The following is a 22,626-nucleotide window of genomic DNA, read 5'->3' on the forward strand; positions in this document are numbered from 1 at the left end:
CAGCTCGAGCACCGCGGCGACACGACCCGCCGACCCCACCGCAGGGACGCCGACGCCCTCCGGCGTTGGCCGATCGCAAGGTGATGTGCGCCCACCCATTGACCTTCGATGATCCCTACATCTAGCCTCCGTCCTCATATGTAGACGATGTCTTTGTATGAGGACCGAGTTCAGTGGGGTGACTCACGGGCTACTCCGCCGAACTCTCCTCACCGCTCTGCCGGTTCAAGGGAGAACTGACACATGCCGCTCGTCGTGGTCGGGATCAGCGTCCTCGTCCTGCTCTTTCTGATGACGAAGCTGAGACTGAACGGCTTCGCCGCCCTCCTCCTGGTCGCCGTAGGTGTCGCCCTGGTCCAGGGGATAGCGCTGGAGGAGATACCGGACGTCCTGTCGGAGGGCATCGGCGGCCAGATCGGCGACACGATGCTCACCATCGGGCTCGGCGCCATGGTCGGCCGGGTGATGGGGGACTCCGGCGCCGCCCAACGGATCGCCGGCAGACTGCTCGACGTGTGCGGCCCGCGCTGGGTGCAGGTCGCCATGGTGCTGTCCGCGATGCTCATCGGCGTGACCATGTTCTACGAGGTGGCCTTCGTCATCATCGTGCCCGTCGCCTTCACCCTCGTCCGGGTCACCCGGGTCAACCTGCTCTGGGTCGGGCTGCCGATGTCGATCGCCCTGTCCACCATGCACAGCTTCCTGCCGCCCCACCCGGGCCCCACGGCCGTGGCGGCCACCTTCCACGCCTCCGTCGGACTCACCCTGTTCTACGGCCTGTTCATCGCAGTCCCGGTCGGCGCCTTCATCGCGCTGCTGTGGCCGCGCCTGCCGTTCGTCCGGCGGATGAACCCCGAGATCCCCAAGGGCCTGGTCAGCGAACGGGTCTTCGAGGAGGAGGAGATGCCCGGCATGGGCTGGTCGCTGGCGGTGGCCCTGCTGCCCGTCGTGCTGATCGCCGGTGCCGCGGTGACCGACCTGGCCACCTCGGGGGACAGCGCCGGGCTGCACTTCGTCGCCTTCATCGGCTCCGCGCCCATCGCCCTGCTGCTCACGCTGCTCGTGGCCGTCTGGGTCTTCGGGCCGCGCATGGGTCGCAGCCTGGCCGAGGTCAGCACCTCGTGCAAGGAGGCCGCCCAGGCGATGGCGATGATCCTGCTGGTCATCGGCGCGGGCGGTGCCTTCAAGAACGTTCTCGTCGAGGGCGGGATATCCGACTACATCAAGGACGCGACCGACGGCTGGTCCATCTCACCGATCATCCTGGCCTGGCTGATCGCCGCGATCCTGCGCGTGGCCCTCGGCTCCGCGACCGTCGCCGTCGTCACCGCCTCCGGCGTCGCACTGCCGCTGCTCGCGGGCAGCGGGGTCCACGCCGAGGTCATGGTGCTCGCCGTCTCCTGCGGGTCGATCGCCTTCTCGCATGTCAACGACCCGGGATTCTGGATGTTCAAGGAGTATTTCAACCTGTCCGTCATCGACGCGATCAAGGCACGCACCACGTACACGACGGTCCTCGCACTCCTGGGCCTCGGCGGTGTACTGGTCCTGGAACAGGTGCTGGACGCCCTGAACGTCTGACCTCCCCCTCATCACCCCTCAGAAGGACACCGCCCCGCCATGAGCCAACCCGTCGTCACGAAGTTCTCCGTCCACCCCGTCGCCGGCCGGGACTCCATGCTCCTGAACCTCTCCGGCGCCCACGCTCCGTACTTCACCCGGAACGTCGTCGTCCTCGAGGACTCCGAGGGACGCACCGGCCTCGGCGAGGTGCCGGGCGGTGATGCCATCACCCGGACTCTCCGCGACGCCGAGCCCCTGGTCGTCGGTGCTCGCGTCGGCGACTACAAACGCGTCCTGCGCACCATCCACGACACCTTCGCCGACCGTGACTCGGGCGGCCGCGGCGCCCAGACCTTCGACCTCCGTACGACCGTGCACGCGGTCACCGCCGTCGAGTCGGCGCTTCTGGACCTGCTCGGACAGCACCTCGACGTCCCGGTCGCGGCCCTGCTCGGTGACGGCCAACAACGCGACGCGGTAAGGGTCCTGGGCTATCTCTTCTACGTCGGCGACCCGGCCCGCACCGACCTCGGCTACGTCCGTGAGCCCGGCGCGGACGTCGAGTGGTACCGCGTCCGGCGCGAGGAGGCGCTGACCCCCGAGGCGATCGTCCGCCAGGCGGAAGCGGCCTACGACCACTACGGCTTCCGCGACTTCAAGCTCAAGGGCGGTGTCCTGCCCGGCAGCGAGGAGGTGAAGGCCGTACGCGCCCTCAAGGAGCGGTTCCCCGAGGCCCGGATCACCCTCGATCCGAACGGCGCGTGGTCCCTGCGGGAGGCGGTCGAGCTGTGCCGTCCGCTCGTCGGCACGCTCGCCTACGCCGAGGATCCCTGCGGTGCGGAAGGCGGTTACTCCGGCCGGGAGATCCTCGCCGAGTTCCGCCGGGCCACCGGGCTGCCCACCGCCACCAACATGATCGCCACGGACTGGCGGCAGCTGACCCACGCCCTGGCCCTCCAGTCCGTGTCCATCCCGCTCGCCGACCCGCACTTCTGGACCATGCAGGGCTCGGTCCGGGTCGCCCAGCTGTGCCACGCCATGGGGCTGACCTGGGGCTGCCACTCCAACAACCACTTCGACATCTCGCTCGCGATGATGGCGCACTGCGGTGCCGCCGCCCCGGGGGAGTACAACGCCCTCGACACCCACTGGATCTGGCAGGAGGGCATGGAGCGGCTCACCGTCGAACCGCCGCGGATCAGCGGCGGCGAGGTCGCCGTCCCGGGCACCCCCGGCCTCGGCGTCCGGCTGGACCGCGACCGGCTCCGGGCCGCGGAGGAGTTGTACGAGGAGGTGGCCTCGGCGGGTCGTGACGATGCCGCCGGGATGCAGTACCTGATCAAGGGCTGGACGTTCGACGCGAAGCGGCCGTGCTTGGTGCGCTGAGTTCCCTGTGGTCGAACTCGTTGACGTGAGCAAGTCAGATCATTAACATCCGTGCCACTTGGAAAGCGCTTTCCCAATGTTCATGCCTCGACTTTCCCCCCACGGGATCCCCCCCCCACGGGATCCACCCCCACAAGAGGACCCCCACATGAACCCACGAAAGACCGCGGTGGCAGCAGCGCTCGCCGCCCTGCTCCTGGCCGGCCCCGGCATCGCCCACGCCGCCCCGCCCGCCGCGCCCGCACCCCACGAGCAGGTCGCGGCGGCCACCATCACCTGGACCCTGGAGCGGGCGAGCAACCCCACCGCGGACCAGCAGGCGGCGTACACCCTGATCACCTCGGCGATGAACGCCGCGGTGGCCCGCTACAACAACCTCAGCGACCTGGGGAAGTCCCTCACCGTCCGCTACGACCCGAGCGTGCCCACCGCGGACGGCAACATCAACGGAACCATCCGCTTCGGCGGCAACCGCAGTTACATGACCGAGCGGACCGCGTTGCACGAGATCGCCCACACCATCGGCGTGGGCACGAGCTCGGGCTGGTCCTCCCTGGGTGGCAGCGGCACCTGGACCGGTGCCCAGGCGACCGCTCTGGTCCGGCAGTTCGACGGTTCCTCGGCCAAGTTGAGCACCGGCGGCGGGCATTTCTGGCCCTACGGACTCAACTACGAGAACGAGTTCTCCGGTGCCGCGGCCGACCGCCACGTGCGGATCGTCGCCGCGATGGTGCGTGACGGTCTGTGAGCTGAGCGGTTGGTGTCCGGGGGCGAAAAACGTCCCCGGACACCGTGCTGGTGCGCAGGACCGGTCCCCGTGGGGAAGGGCCCTGTCGTCCGGCACCTCACCCGCGCCCACTGGAGGCTCCCTTGGACGCCCACGGCACCCACGACACTTCCCGGCCCGGCCCGCTCTCCCGGCGCAGATTCCTCCAGGCCGCCGGTGTGACGGCCACCGCCACCGCCGTCGCGGCCGCCGCCCCACCCGCCTCGGCGGACCCCTCCCACAAGGCCACGGCCACCCTCACCCTGACCGCCGTCACCGGCGGTTCCGCGACGCTCTCCCCGGCCGGTGACCGGCTCGTCGCCGAGGTGCAGAACGTGCTCTGGTCCCTTCCGCGCACCGGCGGCACCGCCCGCGCGCTCACCCGGCCCGGCCTGGAACCCACCCGCCCGCAGTTCTCGCCCGACGGCAGCCGGCTCGTCGTGTGCGCCTACCGCGGCGGCGGCTTCCACCTCTGGACGCTGCGGTCCGACGGCGGCGACGTACGACAGCTCACCGACGGGCCCTGGGACGACCGCGCCCCGGCCTGGTCGCCGGACGGCACCCGGATCGCGTTCGCCTCCGAGCGCGGCGGCGACACCGTCACCGGCAGTCCGTACCGCATCTGGGTCGTCGACGTGCGCTCCGGAGCCCTGACGCGGCTCACCGGGCACCCCGGACAGCACGGCCCGGCGCAGGGCGGTGCCTGGGAGGACTTCGACCCCACCTGGTCGCCGGACGGCGAGCGCGTGCTGTTCGTCCGCGCGGCCGTCACCGCCTCGGGCGCCCTGCGCGCCGACACCGTCGCCTCGATCGCGGCCGACGGCTCGGGACCGGTCACCGTGGAGCACACCGACGACTCCGGCGCCCAGCTCATGACCCCGGCCGTCTCGTCCGGCGGCACGCTCGCGTATCTGCGCACCACGCCCGCCCCCAGCGCCTCGTGCACCCTCGTCGTGGACGGCACGCCGGTCGCCGTCGACGGTGACGTCCTGCCCGCTCCGCCCCGCTGGACCGACGGCGAACGGCTCCTGCTCGCGGTGGACGGCCACTTCCGCCTCCTCGACTCCGGGGCGCCCGCGGCGGCGGAGGAGATCCCGTTCACGGCTCGGATGCCCGTCGAACGGCCCCGCTACCGGGGCAAGGCCTACGACTTCGAGGGCACCGGCATCCGGCGGGTGCGCGCCCTGCACCTGCCCGCGCTCTCGCCCGACGGCCGCAGCATCGCCTTCGCCGCACTCAACTCCCTGTGGACCGCCGGGACATCGGGCGGCCGCCCGCCCCGGAAGATCCTCCACGTCCCGCCCACCCGCTATGTCTCCGGACCGGCCTGGACACCCGACGGCACCGCCCTGCTGTACTGCGACGACCGCGACGGGCTGTTCGCCGTACGGCGCCGCGACCTCGACTCCGGCGAGGAGACCGTGCTCGCCGACGGCGGCCGGGTCCTCCCCGCGCTCTCGCCCGACGGGACCCGGCTGGCCTGCCTGGACATGTCCGGCAACCTGATCGTGCGCGACCTGCCGGACGGCGACGAACGCACCCTCGTCGCCCCGCTCGGCGCGGGCGGGCTGCCCGGCCGCCCCAGCTGGTCCCCGGACGGCCGGTATGTCGCCCTGTGCGATCGCAACCGGCTCAACCAGCGCTTCCGCGAGGGCTACAACCTCATCAGGGTCATCGACACCACCACCGGAACCGCCGCCCTGCACGCCCTCGCCCCGCACACCTCCCTGTCCGACCGCTACGACTCGGGCCCGGTCTGGTCGCCGGACGGCCGCTGGATGGCCGTCGTCACCGAGTCCGCCCTGTGGCTGCTCCCGGTCCGCGCGGACGGCACCCCCGAGGGGACGCCCCGCCGCCTCACCACCGAGCCCGCCGACCACCCTTCCTGGTCCGCCGACGCCCGCACCCTGCTCTACCTCTCCGCAGGCACCCCGCGCCTCATCGACGTCCGCAGCGGCAAGTCCCGTACCGTCAAGGTGCCGTTGAGCTACCGGCGCCCCCGCCCCGCCGACACCCTCGTGCACGCCGGCCGGTTCTGGGACGGCACCGGGGAGGACGTCCGTGAGGACATCGACCTCCTGATCCGTGACGGCCGTATCGCGGAGGTCTCCCCGCACCGCGCCGGACGGTCGGCCGCACGACGGGTCGACGCGAGCGGGCGCACCGTGCTCCCGGGACTGTGGGACGCGCACACCCACCCCTGGCAGAGCACCTACGGCGGACGGCAGACCGCGCTCCAACTCGCCTACGGCATCACGACCGCCGTCTCCCTGGGCGGCTTCGCCTACGAGCAGGCCCGCATCCGCGAGGCGGTCACCGCGGGCGCGCTCGCCGGGCCGCGGCTGTTGACCACCGGCGAACTGCTCGACGGAGCCCGCGTCGCCTACAGCATGGGCCGCGCCCACCGCACTCCCGAAGGGCTGCGCCGCTCACTGGCGCGTGCGGCGGCGCTGGACTGGGACTTCGTGAAGACGTACGTCCGCGCCCCGGGCTGGCTGATGAAGGAGGCCGCGGACTTCGCGCACGAGAGGCTCGGGGTGCGCAGCGGCAGCCACCTCTGTACGCCGGGCGTGCAGCTCGGGCAGGACCTGACGACCCATCTGCAGGCCACGCAGCGGCTGGAGTTCGGGCATGCGACCACCGCCACGGGCCGCGCCCACCAGGACGTCCGGGAAATCTACACCGAGGCGGGCTTCCACCTGATCGCCACCCCGTTCACGGCGCTCGCCCTGCTGGGCGCGGACCCCGCGCTCGCCGAGGACCGCCGTGTCACCACGCTGATGCCGCCGTGGGACACCGCGCTGGTCCGTCAACAGGCCGGGCTGCCCCCCACGTCCGCCCAACTCGCGACGCTCGACCGGGAATTGGCCATCTATCGGCGAATCCTCGCCGACGGCGGTCTCGTCGCGCTCGGCACCGACCAGCCCCTCGTGCCGGTCGGACTGCATCTGCACCTCGCCCTGCGGGCGCTGCACCGCGGCGGCCTCTCGCCGGCCGAGACCCTGCGCACCGCCACCCTGCTGCCCGCCCGGGTCTTCGGCGCGGACGCCGAGCTGGGCACCCTGGAGGAGGGCAAGCTCGCCGATCTCACCGTCGTGGACGGTGATCCCTTCACCGACTTCGACACTCTGATCCGCACGGTGGTGGTACTGCGCGGGGGTGTGCCCTTCGAGCAGGCGGACCTCGTGGACGCCTTCGACTCCGTGCGGCGCTCCGACGCGTCCCCTGGCGCGTCCTCCGACGCGGAATGGCTCGAGGTGAGCCGGCAGATGCGGCGTGAGGGGTGCTGCGATCCGGGGGCCGAGCTGTGAAGGGTCTGACTTGTCCGATTCCGGTGCGGCGCGCACCCTGGGTCTGTGAGGCACCTCACCGCGCGAATTGAGCAAGAATGGCCACTTTTGATCAAGGCAATGGTCACAGCGGGTGGTCATCCGATGTCGCGACGGTCACCCTCGGCCTGGACGGCGTGGTCACCGGGTGGAGCGAGGGCGCTCGACGGCTGCTGGGCCACCGCGCCCCCGCGGTCGTAGGGCGCGCCGCGACCGATCTGCTCCACGGTGCGGCGGCTCCCGAGGCGACCGGGCTCTCCCCCACCGGCTCCCAGGAATGGCGGGGCACGGCCGCACTACGGCATCGGGACGGCCACCGCGTCGAGACGACCCTGCACGCCCAGCCCTCGCTGGACGCCGACGGCAGGGCCCGGTGCTTCGTGGTGACCCTCTTCCCGCACACCGGCCCGCCCCTGGTGCAGTGGGCCTTCGACCAGTCCTCGATCGCGCTCTCGACCCACGCCACGGCGTCCGGCGCATGGCAGCGGAACGCGGTCGCCCAGGGCGGAGGCGAGGGCGCTCCCGAGACGGACGGCGAGCGGCAGGCACCCGCCCTCGCCGACGACGGCTTTCTGCGGAGTGTGCGCCGGGTCGCCGACGAAGGCGTCCCGCTGCGCTACGAGTGTCTGGCCCCGGAGCCGTCCTGCGCACCCGGGGCCACACCCGCCACCCCCCTCCTCACCTCCACCCACCACCGCGCCTGGGTCATCGAGCTGTGGCCCGTCCGCGACCCCGGCACCGGTGAGGTCGTCGGGGTCGGCACCGCCGCCTTCGACAGCACCGACCAGCACGCGGCCCGGCAGCGGCTGGCGCTGTTGCAGGAGGCCGGCGCCCGCATCGGCACCACCCTGAACGTGACCCGCACCGCCCAGGAGCTCGCCGACCTCGCCGTGCCCCGCCTCGCCGACTTCGTCAGCGTGGATCTCCTCGACTCCGTGCTGCGCGGCGACGAACCCGTACCGGGACCGGTCGACGCGGCCGTGGTGCTGCGCAGGGCGGCCCATCAGTCCACCGCCGAGGGAGAGGACGTCCCCGAGGCCGCCATCGACCTGGGCGACATGGACACCTACCCGCCGTTCTCACCGCCCGCCCGCTGCCTGGCCGACGGGAAACCGGTGCTCAGCGGCGTGGACGACCCCGACTTCGAGGCATGGATCGCCGGGCACGAGACGCGCACCGCCCGGGTGGCGGAGTTCGGCTTCCACTCGGTCATGGCCACCCCGCTGCGCGCCCGGGGCATCACCCTCGGCGTCGCGGTGTTCGCCCGGGTCAAAGGCTCCCCGCCCTTCGAACCGGACGACCTGCTCCTCGCCGAGGAGCTCGCCGGCCGGGCGGCGGTCGGCGTCGACAACGCCCGTCGCTACACCCGCGAACGCACCAACGCCCTCACCCTCCAGCGCAGCCTCCTGCCCCGGGACCTGCCCAGGCAGGCGGCCGTCGAGGTGGCGTACCGCTATCTGCCCGCCGGGACCGGCGCGGGCGTCGGCGGCGACTGGTTCGACGTGGTGCCGCTGTCCGGGACCCGGGTCGCCCTGGTCGTCGGGGACGTGGTCGGCCACGGCATCCACGCCTCCGCCACCATGGGCCGGCTGCGCACCGCCGTCCGCACCCTCGCCGACGTCGACCTGCCCCCGGACGAACTCCTCACCCACCTCGACGACCTGGTCACGCACCTCGCCACGGACAAGGAGGACATCGCCCCGGACGAGCCGTACCTCGTCAGCGGCGAGATCGGCGCGACCTGTCTCTACGCCGTCTACGACCCGGTGTCCCGGGTGTGCACCGTCGCCAGCGCCGGTCACGTCCCGCCCGTCGTGCTGCTCCCCGACGGGACGGCCCGCGTGGTCGAGCTGACGCCCGGCCCGCTGCTCGGCGTCGGCGGGCTGCCCTTCGAGTGCACCGAGATCGAGCTGCCCGAGGGCAGTCTGCTGGCGTTCTGCACCGACGGCCTGGTCGAGACGCGCAACCGCGACGTGGGCCTGGGGCTCCAAAGACTCTGCGAAGCGCTGTCCGGCCCCGCCACCTCGCTGGAGGCCACCTGCGACACCATCCTGAAGGCCCTGCTGCCCGCGAGCCCCTCCGACGACGTGGCGCTGCTCCTGGCCCGCACCCGTGCCCTGCACGCCGACCAGGTCGCCGCCTGGTCGCTGCCCTCCGACCCGTCGGTCGTGGCCGACGCCCGCGCCCAGGTCACCCGCCAGCTCAGGGCGTGGGGCCTGGAGGAGGCGGCGTTCGTCACCGAGCTGGTGGTGAGCGAGCTGGTCACCAACGCCATCCGCTACGGCGCCGTACCGATCGGCCTCCGGCTCATCCGCGACCGGACCCTGATCTGCGAGGTCTCCGACGCCAGCAACACCGCCCCGCATCTGCGCCGCGCCCGCACCTACGACGAGGGCGGTCGCGGGCTGCACATGGTCGCCCAGCTCACCCAGGGCTGGGGCACCCGCCAGACCCCCGCGGGCAAGACCATCTGGGCCGAACAGTCCCTCCCGGCCGGCTGACCATGGCAGAGCGACCCGGAACCGACGACCCCGGCCGTGGCACGCACACGCTCGGGCTCCTCTACCCGCCCGCCGGCCGCCTGGGCGAGTACACCACCATGCAGCTCGCCTTCGTCGGCGGGGTGGCCGAGGCCGCCGCCGCGCAGGGCTACGACCTGCTGCTCGCACCCGCCGGCGCCCATGACGACCCCTCGTTCCCCCGGATGGTCGACGACCGGCGGGTGGACGGCGTCATCGTCATGGAGATCCGCCGGGAGGACGACCGCGTCGAGTTCCTGGCCGAGGCGGGGTTCCCGTTCGTGGCCATCGGCCGCAACCACCGGGCCGACGCGGCCGGCTGGGTCGACCTGGACTTCGCCGGTCTGGCCGGCGGCTGCGTCCAGCACCTCGCCGATCTCGGCCATCGCAGGATCGCCTTCGTCAACCGGTCCGAGCAGCTCTTCGACAGCGGCTACGGCTTCGCCCGGCTCGGGGACGAGGGCTACACCGAGGCGATGAAGAAACTGCTGCTCACCCCGCACGCCTATCTGTGCGGCGACGACGTCGCCTCGGGGGAGGAGGTCGTGGAGCGGATCCTGAGCGACGACCCGGCGACGACCTCGCTGGTCACCATGAACGAAGCGGCCCTGGAGGGCGTCTACCGCGGACTCACCCGCAACGGCCGCAGCGTGCCGCGCGACTTCTCCGTCGTCGGCGTGGCGGCGAGCCCCTGGGCCGAACAGGTGAACCCGCCCCTGACCGCCGCCGAGATTCCCGCGAAGGAGATGACCCGGGTCGCCGTGGACCTGATGGTGCGGCGGCTGCGCTCACCGGACGCGCCCGCCCGGCACGTCCTGCTGAAGCCGCTGATCACCCTGCGCGGGAGCACGGGACGCTGCCGACCGGTGCCCGGCTCGGAGCCCGAGTCCGACCTCCCCGACCTGCCCGATTTCCCCGATATCGACCTGGATTTCTGATACGTCGGTTTCTGTGCCCGATCATCGAACCTCTGGGAGCAGACCATGTCGTACCCCGTCGACCGCCGTGACTTCCTGCGTGTCACCGGCGTGGCGGCGGCCACCGCCGCCCTCGGTCTGACCTCGTGCAGCTCCGAAGAGTCGGGACCGGTGACCCTGCGCTGGTGGGACTACTTCACCCTGGACAACTTCCAGCCCGGGATGAACCGCCTGATCAAGGACATCGAGGCCGGTGTCCCGGACATCAGGATCGAGCGCCGCACCTTCCCCTTCGCCGAGCTGGAACGGCAGATCACCCTGGGTGCGATCTCCGGCGACCTCCCCGACCTCGCCATCGTCGACAACGTGGCCATGAACACCCTCGGCGGCAGCCGGCTCCTGGCCGACCTCACCGCCAGAGTCGAGAAGTGGGGCCAGGCCGACCAGTACTACAAAGGCCCGTGGGAGGGCTGCCAGGTCGGCGGCAAGACCCTCGGCATCCCCAACAACAGCAACTGCCTCGCCCTCTACTACAACACCCGCATGCTCAAGTCCGCCGGCGTCGAACCCCCCACCACCTGGGACGAGCTGGCGTCCACTGCCCAGAAACTGACCAGCGGCGATCGCTACGGCCTGGCCCTGAGCGCGATCAAGACCGAGGAAGGTGTCTTCCAGTTCCTGCCGTTCCTCTGGCAGGCGGGCGGCGACCTGGACACCTTCAGCACCTACGGCGCCACCGCGCTCACCTTCCTCGACGAGCTGATCGCCAAGGGCTCCCTGTCCGAGCAGTGCGTGGGCTGGACCCAGCAGGACGTCAACACCCGCTTCCTCAACCAGCGTGCCGCGATGCAGATCAACGGCCCCTGGCAGATCCCGACCCTGAAGAAGGCCGACTTCGACTGGAACGTCGTCGCCCTGCCCCGCGACAAGGAGGCCGCCACCTGCCTGGGCGGGGAGAACTGGGTCGTGATGGCGAACAGCAAGCACGTCGACAAGGCGTGGGAGGTCCTGGAGTACACGCAGCGTCCCTCGGTCCTGGTGCCGTACCTGGTGTCCTTCGGCGAGCTGCCCGCCCGCAAGGACCTCGCCGGCCGGGGCAGCTGGGCCTCCGACCCGGCCCTCAGGCTCTTCCTCAGCCAGCTGCCCCTGGCCCGGCCACGCCAGTACGGCGCCCACTACGCCGAGGCCTCGCAGACCGTCGCGGAGGCGGAGCAGGCCGTCCTCACCGGGTCCGCGTCCCCGTCCGCCGCGGCCAGGACCGCGGCCGGAAAGATCGACAAAGCTCTGGGCGAGCAATGAGACAACCCCTCTCGCTCTCCGCGCACCGCCGCCGCACCGGCTACCTGTTCTGCCTGCCGGGCATGGCCTTCCTCGCCCTCTTCCTGGCCTACCCGCTCCTCTACACCGTGTGGACCTCGGTCCACGACGTCGACCTGGGCCAACTCCTCGGCGGAAACGCGCGGTTCAACGGACTGGACAACTACCGGACCGTGGCCGACGACCCGGCCTTCTGGCACTCGGTACGCCTCTCCCTGGTCTTCACCCTGGGCTCGCTGCTGCTCCAGTTCACCATCGGCTTCGCCCTGGCCCTGCTCTTCGCCCGCCCGTTCCCCCTGGGCGGCCTCCTGCGCTCCCTGCTGCTGGTCGCCTGGCTGCTGCCCCCGGTGGTCAGCGGCACCCTCTTCCGCTGGATGCTGGACGCCGAATCCGGCGCCTACAACGCCTTGCTGAAGCCGGCCGGCCTGTCCCACGACTGGCTCACCGACCCGTCCACCTCGATGGCGGGGGTCGTCTTCGCCAACGTCTGGGTCGGCGTGCCCTTCAACATGCTGCTGCTCCTGGTCGGACTGCACACCATCGACCCCGAACTCCACGAGGCCGCCGCCATCGACGGAGCGAGCGCCTGGCAGCGCCTGCGCCACATCACCCTCCCGCTGATGCGGCCCGTCTCGGTGACCGTCCTCCTCCTCGGCCTCCTCTACACCTTCAAGGTCTTCGACCTCGTCTTCGTGATGACCGGCGGCGGCCCCGTCGACGCCACCCGCGTGCTCTCCCTCTACGTCTACGAGGTGTTCTTCACGTTCTTCCGGTTCGGCCAGGGAGCCGCGGCGGGCCTGCTGCTGCTCGTCGTACCCCTGCTGGCGGGTGCCTGGTACGTACGACGGCTGCGGCGCGAGGACGAGGCCCCGGCGGGAGGTGCCGGATGAGACCACCACGCCGGCCCTGGCTGCTGACCGCGCTCGCCACGCTGATCACCGCCGTCTTCCTGCTGCCGGTGTACTGGATGGTGAAGACCGGCCTCACCCGCCCGGACCGCATCCAGACCCCCGACCCGCAATGGGTGCCCACTCCCGTCACCGGCGAGAACTACTCCACGGCCCTGGGCTACGAGGGCCTGACCCGGGCCCTGCTCAACAGTCTCGTCATCTCCTGCGGGGTGGTCGCGCTCACCCTGCTGCTCGGCGTCCCGCTCGCCTACGCCCTCGCCCGGATCCGGATGAGGGGCTCGGGCGCGATGGTGCTCGCGCTCCTCGTCGCCCAGCTCCCACCCGCCATCGTGCTGGCGGCCCCGCTGTTCATCCTCGAACGCCGGGCCGGTCTCACCGACACCTACCTGGGTCTGATCGCCGCCGACACCACGCTCACGCTGCCCTTCACGGTGATCGTGCTGCGTCCGGTGATACGCAGCGTCGCTCCGGAGCTGGAGGAGTCCGCCCTGGTCGACGGCTGCGGACTGCCCGGTGTGCTGCTGCGGGTCGTGCTGCCGCTCGTGGTGCCCGGTGTGGTCGCGGCGGCCGGGCTGTCCTTCCTGATCGGCTGGGGCGAGTTCCTGTTCGGGCTCACGCTCGCCGAGGACCCCGACGTCCAGCCCGTCACCGTCCTGCTGAACGCCTTCATCGGGCAGCACGGGACGTCGTGGGGCGCCCTGATGGCCACCGCCACCCTCATCAGCATCCCGGTGGTCTGCGTCTTCGCCGTCTTCCAGCGCTTCATCGTCGGCGGGCTCACCACGGGCAGCGTGAGGGGCTGAACGCCATGCATCCTCGAGACCGCACGCCCTGGGTGGCACCGCCTCCGCTCCTGGTCCCGGCCCTGCTGGACCCCTTGGCCGGTGCCTGCGTCGCCGTCGCCGACACGGCCGGCGTGACCCTCGACGTACGCACGGCGGCCGGACGTACGGGCACGCTCCGCCTGCGCCCGGCGACGCGCAACTCCCTGCGGATCACCCTGCGGTTGGACGGCGTACCCACGACACCCTGGGTCTCCGTCGTCACCGCGCCCGCGGACGCCGGCTGCCTGGTCGAGCGGTCACCGGACACACTCATCCTCCGACTCGACGCCCTGCGTCTGGACATCCATCTCTCGCCCCTGGCGCTCGAACTGACCGACCCTCACCTCCGGCAGGCGACCGACGTGAGCGACCCGAGCGGTCGCAGGACCGTCCTCCCGCTCGGCGTCACCGAACTCGCCGACGGCCAACCGGCCTACCACGACAGCTGGTTCACCGAGCCCGACGAGCACTTCTACGGTCTCGGCGAACGCTTCACCGGCCCCGACCTGCGCGGCCAACGCGTCGACTGCTGGGTCGAGGACGCCCAGGGCTCGACCGGCACCCGCTCCTACAAGGCCGTTCCGTTCCTGCTCTCCAGCCGGGGCTACGCCGTACTCGTGGACACCACGGCCGCGGCCTCCTTCGACCTCGCCCACCACAACACCGGCGCCTGGTCGCTCACCGTCCCCGACGAGGAACTCGACTACTACCTGATCACCGGCACCCCCAGCGAGTGCCTGCGCACCTACCGCGACCTGACCGGCCCCGCCCTGCTGCCCCCGCACTGGGCCTTCGGTCCCTGGATCTCCGGCGGCTTCCGCCGGGACAGCGCTGACGAGGTACGCGAGCGGGCCCGCCGTATCCGCGAACTCGGCTTCCCCTGCGACGTGTTGCACATCGACACCTACTGGCAGCGCCCCGGCTGCTGGTCGGACATGGAGTGGGACGCCGAGGCGTTCCCGGACCCCCAGGGGCTGATGGCCGACCTGACCGGACAGGGCTTTCAGGTCTCGCTCTGGATGAACCCGTACCTCAGTGTCGACAGCCCGCACTTCGCCGAGGCCGACAGTAACGGCTGGTTCCTGCACACCGCCTCGGGCGGCACGTGGATCGGACAGGTCTGGGGCGGCGCACACCCCGACTCGGCCGTCCTCGACCTGACGCACCCAGGCGCCGCCGACTGGCTCCGGGGCCGGGTCCGCCGGGTACTGGCCACCGGGGTGTCGGTCCTGAAGACCGATTTCGGTGAGGCGGTCCCCGTGGCGGCGGTGGCGTACAACGGCATGACCGGGGACCGACTGCACAACCTCTACCCCCTCCTCTTCAACGACCTGGTCGCCAAGGTCACCCGGGAGGTCGCGGGCCACGGCCTGACCTGGGGCCGCTCCACCTGGACCGGTGGCCAGCGACACGGCGCCAAGTGGACCGGCGACCCCGACGCGAGCTGGCAGGACCTGGCCTCCACCCTGCGCGCGGGCCTCTCGCTCTCCTTCTCCGGTCACCCCTTCTGGAGTCATGACATCGGCGGCTTCCACGGCACACCGGACCCCGAACTCTTCGCCCGCTGGGCCCAGTTCGGCCTGCTGTCGCCCCTCAGCCGGTTCCACGGCATGACGTCCCGGCTGCCCTGGGACTTCGGCGAGGAGGCGTACGCGGCCGTCCTGCACGCGGCCCGGTTGCGCAGGAGTCTGCTGCCGTACCTCCACTCGGCCGCCGCCGACGCGGTCCGCACCGGTGAGCCGCTCGCCCGCCCCATGGCCCTGGACCACCCCGACCGCCCGGACGCCCATGCGGCCGACCTGCAGTACCTGCTGGGTCCGGATCTGCTGGTCGCCCCCCTGTACGCGCCGGGTGGGCGCAGACAGGTGTGGTTCCCGCCGGGGGAGTGGCTGCCGTACGCGGGCTCCGGCGGGCCGATCACCGGTCCCGCCTGGCGCCGGGTCCGGATCCCCCTCACCGCCGCGCCGCTCTGGCTGCGAGCAGGGGCGCACGTTCTGTGAGCGGCGGGTCGCGCACCGCCCGGGTGCTGTGCGCCGACTGTCCGGGGTGCTGCGGAGGTGGGACTCTGGGACGGGAGAGGTATCCGCCGAGGGGACTCGGGAGGGCCCGATGGGACGTGACGTGCCGGCTCTGGTGTTCACGCGGGAGGACCGCCGACGGTACCGGGACAAGATGCACACCTGCCTCGACGTCCTCGCGCAGATGCTGCGCGAGTCCGGCTTCGAGAGCGAGCGGCCGCAGGTCGGGCTGGAGATCGAGCTCAACCTGGTGGGCGAGGACGGGCGCCCGGCGATGCGGAACACCGAGGTGCTCCAGGCGATCGCCGACCCCGCCTGGTCGACCGAGCTGGGCCGCTTCAACCTGGAGATCAACATCCCGCCCCGCCGTCTGCTGTCGGGAGGCCCCGGCTCCTGGGAGCAGGAGATCCGCGACGCCCTCAACCACGCCGAGGAACGCGCCTCGGCGGTCGGCGCGCACCTGATCATGGTGGGCATCCTGCCGACGCTGGGCGAGACGGACGTCGGCGAGACCGCCCTGTCCGGCGATCCGCGCTACCGGCTGCTCAACGAGCAGATCTTCGCGGCGCGCGGCGAGGACCTGCACATCAAGGTGGACGGCGTGGACCGCCTCGCGATGTACGCCGACGCCATCACCCCCGAGGCCGCCTGCACCAGCACGCAGTTCCATCTCCAGGTCGCCCCCAAGGAGTTCGCCGCCTACTGGAACGCGGCACAGGCCGTCGCGGGCGTGCAGATCGCCCTCGCCGCCAACTCGCCGTTCCTCTTCGGCAAGGAGCTGTGGCGCGAGACCCGCATCCCGCTCTTCGAGCAGGCCACCGACACCCGCCCCCAGGAGATCAAGGCGCAGGGCGTACGGCCCCGGGTGTGGTTCGGGGAGCGGTGGATCACCAGCGTCTTCGACCTGTTCGAGGAGAACGTGCGCTATTTCCCCGCGCTCCTGCCGATCTGCGACGACGAGGACCCGCAGGAAGCACTGGACAGCGGCGGGGTCCCGGAACTCGGCGAACTGACCCTGCACAACGGCACGATCTACCGCTGGAACCGCCCGATCTACGCCGTCACCGACAGCGGCCCGCACCTGCGCATCGAGAACCGGGTGCTGCCCGCCGGACCCACGGTGGCCGACATCATCGCCAACGGCGCCTTCTACTACGGCCTGACCCGCGCCCTCGTCGACGAGGACCGGCCGGTGTGGACGCGGATGTCCTTCTCGGTCGCCGAGGAGAACCTGCACACCGCCGCCCGTGACGGCATCGACGCCCGCCTGTACTGGCCGGGAGTGGGCGAAGTGCCGGTCACGGAACTGGTGTTGCGACGGCTGCTGCCCCTCGCCCACCGGGGGCTGGAGCTGGCGGGCATGGACGCGGAGTGGCGTGAGCCCCTGCTCGGCGTCATCGAGCAGCGGTGCGTCACCGGCCGCAACGGCGCCCTGTGGCAGGCGGAGACGGTCCACCATCTGGAGAAGGGGGGCTGTGACCGCCAGGAGGCGCTGCGGCGGATGACGATGATGTACATGGACTACATGCACCTCAACGCACCCGCGCACACCTGGCCCGTGGACTGATCAGCGCCACTCCTCCGACGGCGTCAACGGCATCGGCGCGGGCCGCTCCACCGACGTCGACAGCTCGATCCGCCGCCCCTCGGCCGACGAACGCAGCAGCGCGGTCATCGTCTCCAGTACGTGCAGGGCGAGTTCACCGCTCGCGCGCGGCGCCCTGTGCCCGTCCGCGGCGGCGAAGTCGAGCAGTCCGACGCCCCGCGCGGCACCGACGTATCCGGCCGAGGGCGGGAGCGTGCGCCACTGGTCCGCACCGAGTTCGAGGAGCCGTACCTCACCGTCGAAGTGGTTCGGGTCCGGGACCGTGAGGGTGCCCGTCTCGCCGTGGACCTCGATCGGCGCGGCCGTGGCGGCGACACCGTCGAAGCTCGTCGTGATCGTCGTCAGGACCCCGCCCTCGTGTTCCAGGACCCCGGAGACATGGCTGTCCACCTCGACCGGGATCCGCTCGCCCGCGCGCGGGCCGGACCCGATCACCCGCTCGGTGCGCAGTCGGCTGGACGCCCCGATCACGGCCCGTACCGGCCCCAGCAGATGCACCAGGGAGGACAGGTAGTACGGCCCCATGTCCAGCAGGGGGCCGCCACCGTCCTGGTAGTAGAAGTCCGGGTGCGGATGCCAGCGTTCGTGGCCCGGGGTGACCATGACGGCCGAGGCGAACAGGGGGCGGCCGACGGCTCCGGCCTCCACCGCCGCCCGTGCCGTCTGGACGCCGGTGCCGAGGACGGTGTCCGGCGCGCATCCCACCCCGACCGCCGCCTTCGCCGCGGCCTCCAGCACGGCACGGGCGTCGGTGAGTTGCGCGGCCAGCGGTTTCTCGCCGTAGACGTGCTTGCCGTGGCCGATGGCTCCGAGGGCGATCTCGGCGTGCGCGGCGGGGACGGTGAGGTTCAGCACCGTGTCGACGTCCGGACTGCTCAGCAGTTCCTCGACGGACAGCGCCCGCACCCCGGGCAGTTCGGCGGCGACGGCGGCCGAGCGGGAGGCGTCCAGGTCGGCGACCGCGGTGACGCGCACGGCGGAGTGGCCGACGAGCGTGTCCAGATAGGCGCGGGAGATGACGCCGAGCCCTATGACACCTATGCGGTGCGCGTCGCCCACAACATGCCCCTCTCGATGACGGTACGGACGTCGCGGTTCTCCAGGACGTCGAGGCTGTGCCCGGGAGTCGTCACCACGACCCGTCCGGCACCCCACTGACGGGTCCAGACCGCCGGGGAGATGACCGGGCGGTGCCAGGGCTGCCACGGCTGTGCCGGGTGGGTGGTGGTGGCGAGGACGTCGATCAGGTCGTCGTGAAGTACCCAGTACTGCTCGGTGTTCAGCTCGAAGTCCTCGAGGCCCGCGGTGACGGGGTGCTCGCGGCCGAGCTCGGTGAGGGTGACGGTGTACGGCAGGAAGTTGTCCTCCTCGCCTCCGCGCCGCTCGCACGGTTCCTTGCCCGGATGGGTCACGAACTGGCCGCCCACCAGGTGGAGGTAGTCGGAAGAGGCGCGGAACGAGTCGGCGATCCCGCCGTGCCAGCCGGTGAGGCCGGTGCCGGCCGCGACGGCCGCGCTGAGCCCCGACACCTGCTCCGCGGTGATCTCGGACATGGTCACGCACTGCACGACGAGGTCGGTGGCGGCCATCTCGGCGGTGTCGGCGTAGACGTCGGTCGACTCCTCGATCCGCACGTCGTAGCCGTTGCCCTCCAGGAAGGGCAGGAACAGCTCCGTGGCCTTGACCGGCTGGTGTCCCTCCCAACCGCCGCGGACCACAAGGGCTTTCTTACGTGTCATCTTCTTCCTTCGTGAGGCAGGAAAGGGCTCCTGGGGAGTTCCCCCGCACGGGCCCGGCGAAATCCCCGTTCCGGGGACCAGGATTTCGACAACCTCGGTATTGGTATGGACCTGCCAATCATGAGTGGCTAGGCTCTGCCGAGCCACACCACTGAGAGCGCTCTCAGAGAACTCTGCTGTTCCACCCCCACTCAGTTGGAACGACGAAGGGCAATCTCCATGAGACGCAGCCGAATCATGCGCGCGGGCCTGGCCGTGCTGGTCCTGCTCGGTGTCGGAGCGACCGCGGGCACGGTCCCCGCGGCCGCCGACGAGAAGCAGCCCGCCTCGGCCGGACTCCTCACGGCGATGCAGCGGGACTTCCACCTCACGAAGGCCCAGGCCGAGGCGAGGCTCGCCGCCGAGCAGCGAGCCACGGCTCTGGAACCCAAGGTCCGCCGGGCCGCGGGCCGTTCGTACGGCGGCTCCTGGTTCGACGCCGCCAAGGGCACGCTGACCGTCGCCGTCACCCCCGACGCCTCCACCGCCGCCCTGCGCGATATACGCGCGACCGGCGCCACGGTCCGCACCGCCGCCCACAGCGCCCGGGAACTCTCCGCCACCCAGGCCCGGATCGACGAACTCCCCGCACCGGACGCCGTCAGCAGCTGGCACGTCGACCCGAAGGCCGGCGCGGTGGTGGTGAACGTCGTCAGCGGCCGACAGGCTGACAACGATGTCCGGACGTTCGTCGCCCGCGCCCGCAAGGCAGGTCCCGTCACCGTGCGGGAGGTGGCCGCCGCGCCGACCACCTTCGCCGCAGGAACCGTCGGAGGCGACCCCTACTACACCGGCAACGTCCGCTGTTCCATCGGCTTCTCGGTCCACGGCGGCTTCATCACCGCCGGCCACTGCGACCAGCACACCGGCAGCGTCTACGGCTGGGACCGCAGCTACGTCGGCAACTTCCAGGGCTCGTCGTTCCCCGACAACGACTACGCCTGGGTCAACGTCGGCAGCGGCTGGTGGACCGTCCCGGTCGTGCTCGGCTGGGGCACCGTCTCCGACCAGCTCGTGCGCGGCTCCAACGTGGCACCCGTCGGCTCCTCGATCTGCCGCTCGGGCTCGACCACCCACTGGCACTGCGGCACGGTCCTCGCCATGAACGAGACCGTCAACTACAGCCAGGGCGCGGTGCACCAGATGACCAAGACCAGCGTCTGCGCCGAACCCGGCGACTCCGGAGGCTCCTTCATCAGCGGCGACCAGGCACAGGGCGTCACCTCCGGCGGCTGGGGCAACTGCTCCAGCGGGGGCGAGACGTGGTTCCAGCCCGTCAACGAGATCCTCAACAGGTACGGCCTGACCCTGCACACCGCCTGAGCGTCCGGGTGGGTCCGGCCTTCGGGCCGGGCCCACCCCCGCGCGACCGGCGCCCGGCTCAGGTGACGTCGGCCACCGAGAAGATCCCCGGGCCGCTGACCCCGTACAGCACGTCCCCCACCAGCAGCGGCGGCACCGAAGTCGGCGACAGTTCCTCGAAGGAGCGGCCGGCCGTGTCGAAGGACGGGGCGGTGCGGCCGATCTCCTTGCCGGTCCTCGGGTCGAGGGCCACGATGCGGGTGTCCGGCATCGTGACGTACAACCGGCCCGCGTGGTAGGCCGGTTCACTGAACACGCGCAGGTCGCGCGAGCTGGACCACAGCGGCTTGCCCCGCTTCACGTCTAGGGCGAGCAGGGTCTCCTTGCCGTAGTCGAAGATGTACATGGTGTCGCCCTGCACCAGCGGTGGCGCCTCCGGCTCGACGCTCCAGGGGAAGTCGATCCGGCGGGTCTTCCCGCTGGCGAGGTCCTGGACGAAGAAGGCCGCGGACACACCGGAGTCGTCCTCCCAGCGCGCGTAGTACGCCGTGCCGTCGTGGACCGTCGCCAGCCACAGGTCGCCCTTGGGCGCGTCGACACTGCTCAGTGTCCTGCCGGTCCGCGCGTCGAGACGGGCGATGCCGCCCTCGCCGCCGCGCAGATCGGCGTAGAGCGTGTCCCCGGGGCCTTCGTAGAAGGGGCTCGACGAGGTGGAGGCCAGCTCCCGCCGCCACAACTCCTTGCCCGTGCGAGGCTCATAGGCCGCATAGCGTGCCGTGTTGGAGGGACTCGGCTCGTCCAGGGGCACGAGCAGCACTCCGCCCAGTGCATCGAACTCGCCCAGCGGGCCTTTCAGTTGCCACAGCCGCTTGCCGGTCTTCCCGTCATAGGCGTCGATGCCCTGCGAGCGGTCCGTGCCGTAGACGAACACCACACCGTCATGGACGACGGGCCTGCGCACCGAGAAGCTGCTGACCTGCTTGCGGCTCATGGACTTCGTCCAGTCGACGTTTCCCGTCGCCGGGTCCAGCCGCATCAGGGCGACCTCCTCGGAGGCGCAGAAGACGCCCAGCGCGTCCGGAGTGCACGACGGGCCGATCCCCATCGGCTGGTCCTTCCCGTCCGACCCCAGCGCATTGTGCCAGGGCCGCCAGCCCGCGGGTGCCGTCGTTACGGGCGTCGTCCGCGGGGCGAGGGCGTCGAACTCGTCGACCGTGCCCGCCGGCTCTTCGCCCACCACGGCGACCGCGGCCGCCCCTGCCCCGCCGAGGAGCGCCACGACGGCGACGGCGGCCCACAGTCTCCTCCCGCGGCGCCTGCGGGGGACCGTCCCGCCGGCACCGAGCGGCGAGGTCACCGTCTGAGTCGTCCCGGCCTCCGGGGCCCGGGACGGCTCGTCGGCCGGCGTCCCGGCGGGCAGTTCCTCCGGGAGGCCCGCCAGCCTCTCCAGGACCTCGCCCGACGTCGGCCGGTCCGCGGGTTCCTTCGCCAGACAGCGCGAGACCAACGGGCGCAGCTGCTCGGGCACTTCCCCCAGCCGCGGCTCGCCGTGCACGGTGTTGTACGCGGCCAGATAGGCGTTCTCCGCCTCGAAGGGGCTGTGCCCGGTGGCCGCGTACACGAGCACCGCGCCCAGCGAGAAGACGTCCACCGCCGAGCCGACCTCGTGCGGGCGGCTGAACTGTTCCGGTGCCATGAAGGGCGGCGAGCCCATCACCATGCCGGTCTGGGTACGGACATCGCTGTCGGCCGCGCGTGAGATGCCGAAGTCGATGACGCGTACGGCACCGTCGTCGCCCTCGGTCTCCAGGAGCAGCACATTGCTCGGCTTCAGGTCCCGGTGCACGACCTCCGCGCGGTGGATCTCCCGCAGCGCCTCGGCGAGTTCGGTGCCGAGGCGGCGCAGTGCGGGCCAGTCCAGCGGTCCCGACTCGTCGACCAGCTCCGCGAGGGTACGGCCCGGGACGAACGCGGTGGCCATCCACGGCCGTGCCGCCTCCGGATCCGCGTCGACGACCGGCGCCGTGAACGCGCCGCTGACCCGGCGGGCGGCGGCGATCTCCTGCCGGAACCGGGCCCGGAACTCGGGGTTGTCGGCGTACCGCGTGTGGACGACCTTCACCGCGACGGCCCGTCCCGAGGCCGACCGGCCGAGATAGACCACACCCATGCCGCCGGTCCCGATCCGCGATTCGATCCGGTAGCCGCCGACAGACTCCGGATCGCTCTCGCGCAGGGTCACCGTGTCTCCTTCACCGCTGCTGGCCAGGACGGCTGCGGTCCGGACGCTTCTGACAGGGACCCCTCACTCTAGAGGGGCGCCGCCGCGAGAGGGACGCCGATCCCGGCCTTGCGACCGGCCGAACCCGGCGACATCCGGGTCTCAAGGG

At 71.6% G+C, this 22,626-nt stretch carries 15 protein-coding genes; 12 read left to right on the top strand and 3 right to left on the bottom strand.

The window, feature by feature from the left end; all coding sequences use genetic code 11:
• Positions 1-243 precede the first annotated feature (243 nt).
• The 11 genes from ACGFWE_RS22735 to ACGFWE_RS22785 all read left to right on the top strand — a co-directional run bounded on the left by ACGFWE_RS22735 (position 244) and on the right by ACGFWE_RS22785 (position 17,117).
• Positions 244-1,581 (top strand): gluconate:H+ symporter, encoded by a 1,338-nt coding sequence (locus ACGFWE_RS22735; protein ID WP_393601266.1) that lies wholly within the window; start codon positions 244-246, stop codon positions 1,579-1,581.
• A 39-nt stretch (positions 1,582-1,620) separates the two neighbouring features.
• Positions 1,621-2,949, top strand: a complete 1,329-nt coding sequence (locus tag ACGFWE_RS22740; RefSeq protein WP_352386456.1) for an enolase C-terminal domain-like protein — start codon at positions 1,621-1,623, stop codon at positions 2,947-2,949.
• 148 nt (positions 2,950-3,097) lie between these two features.
• Positions 3,098-3,697: a hypothetical protein gene (locus ACGFWE_RS22745; protein WP_352386454.1), complete on the top strand. Its 600-nt coding sequence runs from the start codon at positions 3,098-3,100 to the stop codon at positions 3,695-3,697.
• Positions 3,698-3,819: 122 nt separating this feature from the next.
• Positions 3,820-7,026: an amidohydrolase family protein gene (locus tag ACGFWE_RS22750; protein ID WP_393601268.1), complete on the top strand. Its 3,207-nt coding sequence runs from the start codon at positions 3,820-3,822 to the stop codon at positions 7,024-7,026.
• 77 nt (positions 7,027-7,103) lie between these two features.
• Positions 7,104-9,545, top strand: a complete 2,442-nt coding sequence (locus ACGFWE_RS22755) for a SpoIIE family protein phosphatase (RefSeq protein WP_393601270.1) — start codon at positions 7,104-7,106, stop codon at positions 9,543-9,545.
• A gap of 2 nt (positions 9,546-9,547) precedes the next feature.
• Positions 9,548-10,501, top strand: coding sequence for a substrate-binding domain-containing protein (locus ACGFWE_RS22760; RefSeq protein WP_352386448.1), 954 nt, complete (start codon positions 9,548-9,550; stop codon positions 10,499-10,501).
• A gap of 45 nt (positions 10,502-10,546) precedes the next feature.
• Positions 10,547-11,779 carry an extracellular solute-binding protein gene (locus ACGFWE_RS22765; RefSeq protein ID WP_393601273.1) on the top strand — a complete coding sequence of 411 codons (1,233 nt, stop codon included), beginning with the start codon at positions 10,547-10,549 and terminating at the stop codon, positions 11,777-11,779.
• Positions 11,776-12,687, top strand: coding sequence for a sugar ABC transporter permease (locus tag ACGFWE_RS22770; RefSeq protein WP_352386444.1), 912 nt, complete (start codon positions 11,776-11,778; stop codon positions 12,685-12,687). Before ACGFWE_RS22765 ends, ACGFWE_RS22770 begins: the two co-directional genes overlap by 4 nt.
• On the top strand, positions 12,684-13,511 hold the full coding sequence (locus ACGFWE_RS22775) for a carbohydrate ABC transporter permease (RefSeq protein ID WP_352386442.1): 828 nt from the start codon (positions 12,684-12,686) through the stop codon (positions 13,509-13,511). Before ACGFWE_RS22770 ends, ACGFWE_RS22775 begins: the two co-directional genes overlap by 4 nt.
• Positions 13,512-13,516: 5 nt before the next feature.
• Entirely contained in the window at positions 13,517-15,532 is a 2,016-nt protein-coding gene (locus tag ACGFWE_RS22780; protein ID WP_393601275.1) for a TIM-barrel domain-containing protein, read from the top strand.
• Positions 15,533-15,641: 109 nt separating this feature from the next.
• A complete protein-coding gene (locus tag ACGFWE_RS22785) occupies positions 15,642-17,117 on the top strand; it encodes a glutamate-cysteine ligase family protein (RefSeq protein WP_393601277.1) in 1,476 nt (491 codons plus the stop codon).
• On the opposite strand, the gene ACGFWE_RS22790 is transcribed toward ACGFWE_RS22785, so the two are convergent.
• Positions 17,118-18,215, bottom strand: coding sequence for a Gfo/Idh/MocA family protein (locus tag ACGFWE_RS22790; RefSeq protein ID WP_393601279.1), 1,098 nt, complete (start codon positions 18,213-18,215; stop codon positions 17,118-17,120).
• Entirely contained in the window at positions 18,194-18,895 is a 702-nt protein-coding gene (locus ACGFWE_RS22795; protein WP_393601281.1) for a ThuA domain-containing protein, read from the bottom strand. The genes ACGFWE_RS22790 and ACGFWE_RS22795 overlap by 22 nt, the downstream gene beginning before the upstream one ends.
• A gap of 219 nt (positions 18,896-19,114) precedes the next feature.
• Between ACGFWE_RS22795 and ACGFWE_RS22800 the strand changes: the two genes are divergently transcribed.
• Positions 19,115-20,257 (top strand): alpha-lytic protease prodomain-containing protein, encoded by a 1,143-nt coding sequence (locus ACGFWE_RS22800; protein ID WP_393601283.1) that lies wholly within the window; start codon positions 19,115-19,117, stop codon positions 20,255-20,257.
• A gap of 58 nt (positions 20,258-20,315) precedes the next feature.
• On the opposite strand, the gene ACGFWE_RS22805 is transcribed toward ACGFWE_RS22800, so the two are convergent.
• The gene (locus ACGFWE_RS22805; protein WP_393601285.1) at positions 20,316-22,478 is read right to left on the bottom strand and encodes a PQQ-binding-like beta-propeller repeat protein; all 2,163 of its coding nucleotides are present in this window, start codon (positions 22,476-22,478) and stop codon (positions 20,316-20,318) included.
• Positions 22,479-22,626 lie beyond the last annotated feature (148 nt).

This window comes from Streptomyces sp. NPDC048523 (genome assembly GCF_043199815.1).
Classification (GTDB): Bacteria; Actinomycetota; Actinomycetes; order Streptomycetales; family Streptomycetaceae; genus Streptomyces.